At 57.1% G+C, this 2,819-nt stretch carries 1 protein-coding gene and 1 other RNA gene; one reads left to right on the forward strand and one right to left on the reverse strand.

All coding sequences use genetic code 11. The annotated features are described in order from the left end of the window. Positions 1–86 precede the first annotated feature (86 nt). Positions 87–448: a transfer-messenger RNA gene (ssrA, locus tag BDE01S_RS09725) on the forward strand. Positions 449–659: 211 nt separating this feature from the next. On the opposite strand, the gene BDE01S_RS09730 is transcribed toward ssrA, so the two are convergent. Beyond that, a complete protein-coding gene (locus BDE01S_RS09730; RefSeq protein ID WP_066080920.1) occupies positions 660–2,654 on the reverse strand; it encodes a LysM peptidoglycan-binding domain-containing protein in 1,995 nt (664 codons plus the stop codon). Between the last annotated feature and the right edge of the window lie 165 nt (positions 2,655–2,819).

A 2,819-nucleotide genomic window follows, 5' to 3' on the forward strand; every position in this document is an offset into this window, starting at 1 on the left:
TAGTTGCTGAACAAGACTGATACTGCTTTATCTACAAGCCGATTTGCAAACCGCTCAAACATGCGTATAATCATACTTTCCTATCTGGGGGCGATCTTGGTTTCGACGGGGGTTGCGAAGCAGATGCGGGCATACCGGGGTCTCAGATTCCCGTAAAACACTGAATCTAAATAGTCGCAAACGACGAAACTTACGCACTGGCCGCTTAAGGCCTGCCGTTGCAGCAGTTGGTCAATGGGCTGTGTAGCTTAGGCTACCGCAACGTCATTTTACATTGACTGGTTTTCTGTCGGGTTACTTGGCAGGAAATGAGATTTAAGGTAACTGGTTTTCCAAAGGCCTGTTGGTCGGCACGCGGAAAATAAGATTTTAAATAGACACAACTAAGTATGTAGAACGCTTTGTAGAGGGCTTTCGGACGGGGGTTCAATTCCCCCCGCCTCCACCAAACACTGTTTCCGGAGTTTTTCGGAATAATCAAACCGCTAAATTTTTAAATGTTTAGCGGTTTTTTGTTGTCTGGAATGACCTAGAGTTCTCTATATTATTGCTGTTTAAGGGGTCATTTTTGGGGTAATAAATCGATTGGAACATCATTTTCAGACGGCCTTGCAGGCCGTCTGAAATAGAAAAACCGCCCATATCGGGCGGTTTTTTTTTCAGCTTCCCATCAGCTTCAGGCGCTGGCCGGGGGTGACGGTGCGGGTGTTTTGGTTCCAGCGGCGGATGTCGTTGACATCGACGTTGAAACGGCTGGCGATGGTGTTGAGGGTATCGCCTTTGCGCACGGTGTAGGAGACGTTGCGGACATTGTCGGCGGGCTGTTTGGCGGCGGTAACGCGCAGCAGCTGGCCGGTGCGGATGTTGCTGCCTTTGATGTTGTTGGCGGTAATTAGGTCGGCGACGCTCAGGTTGTAGCGTTGGGCGACGTTGAAGAGGGTATCGCCTTCGCCGACGCGGTGCATGCCGGCGGGCACGGCTGCGGGCGCGGATGTGCGTGCCAGGCGGGCTTCGGTGCGCTGTTGCTGGCGGGCGCGGGTTTCGGCGCGGTTGCGTGCGGCTGCGGCATCGCGGGCTTCTGCTTGGGCGATGGCGGTGCGGACGCTTTCGGCGGCTGCTTGGGTATCAACCAGTTGCATCAGGCCGTCGTTGTCGCTGCTCATGCCGCCTTGTGTCGGCAGGGGGAGTGGTTCGCTGATGGCAACGGTGGGCTCGGCAGCGGGCAGCGGGGTGATTTCAATAACGGTCGGCAGTGCTTTGGCCGTCGGGCTTGTGTCCGTGCGGATTTCGGTGACGGCTGCGATGGTTTGCCCGCTAACCGGTGTATTGGCAGCCGGTGTGATGTTATGGCCGGTTTGGGCGGCAAAGTCGATAGGCGCGGCAGCTTTGGGTAATACGGGTTCGGCTGCGGCTATGACGACAGGCTGTGCGGCCGGGGCGGTCGCTGCGGCGATAACGGGTGTATCGGCGTAGGCTGCGGGCGCGGTATCGATAAAGTTGATGTCGTTGCGGCTGCCGGCGTATTGGTTGCCGGATTTATTAACGAGAATACTGCGGCCGGCCGATAGGGTGTTGCCGCTCATGCCGTTGAGGCGTTTGATTTCGGCAACGCTCATGCCGGTTTCGGCGGCGATGCTGTTCAGGCTGGTGTTGCTGTACGGGGTGTAGATATCCCAGGAGAGCAGGGTGTCCGGCTCGGCATTGCGGTAGTTTTTCTCAAATCTGCTGACAGACTCGGCAGGCAGCAGCAGTTTGCGGTTGCCTTTGGGGATAAATACGGGGGCGTTAAAGGCGGGGTTGAGAGCGAGAAATTCGCTTTCGCTGATGCCGGCCAGACGCGTGATGGCGCTCTGATCCATCGGTTTGTCGAGGTTCAGGGCTTTGAAATAGGGGCGGTTGCTGATTTCGCTGACATTCATGCCGAAAGCCTGCGGATTGGCAACGATGTTGCGCACGGCCAAGAGCTTGGGCACATAGTTGCGGGTTTCGTTCGGCATACGCAGGTTTTCGTAGGTCGGCTCCAAGCCTTGCGCGCGGGCGCGGTTGACGGCGCGGCCGACGTTGCCTTCGCCCCAGTTGTAGGCGGCCAAGGCCAAAGACCAATCACCGAAGAGGCCGTGGAGGTATTCCAGATAGTTGAGCGCGGCATCGGTGGCGGCATAGACGTCGTGGCGGCCGTCATATAATGCGGTGCGTTCCAAGCCGTATTGGCGGCCGGTGGCGGGCATAAACTGCCACAGGCCGGACGCGCCGACATGCGAGCGGGCTTTGGTCACGAATGCGCTTTCGATAAAGGGCAGCAGGGCGATTTCTGCGGGCATATTGCGCTTTTTGACTTCGGTGGCAATATGGTGCATATAGGGTTTGCTGCGGTTGATGGTGCGGTCGAAATACGCGCCGTTGGCGGCAAAGCGGCTTTCGTGGCGGCGCACGATTTCCGGGTTGACTTCGTGCATGCGGAAGTCTCTGCTCAGGGAAGCCCACAGGCTGCCCGAGCCGAATGCTTGGGATTTGGCCTGGTCCAGCAGCGATGCGTTCAGGCGCATCATGGCCATGCCGACTTGCGATGGCGATGGCGGCGCGGCCTGCGCGAGGGCGGCCGGCAGTAGGGAAAGGCCGGAAAGGGCGTATGCGATGGTCTTGAATTTTGCCATGATGTAGTTGAAATGAATAATTATCAATAATATAGGGTAAATTTTGGTCGCACCGATGCTAATGCCGGCCGGGGCGGCAGTCAAGTTTGGCGGGGGATATTTACGGGCAGTGTGGCGTAAGTGTTGAAAAGGCGGGGCGGCGGGTGTTGTATAATGGCGGAAAAC

The sequence above is a fragment of the Bergeriella denitrificans NBRC 102155 genome (genome assembly GCF_001592185.1).
Lineage (GTDB): Bacteria > Pseudomonadota > Gammaproteobacteria > Burkholderiales > Neisseriaceae > Neisseria > Neisseria denitrificans.

Excerpts from the sequence above, each read along its gene's own strand:
- BDE01S_RS09730 (WP_066080920.1), bottom strand. The coding sequence starts at position 2,654 with ATGGCAAAATTCAAGACCATCGCATACGCCCTTTCCGGCCTTTCCCTA.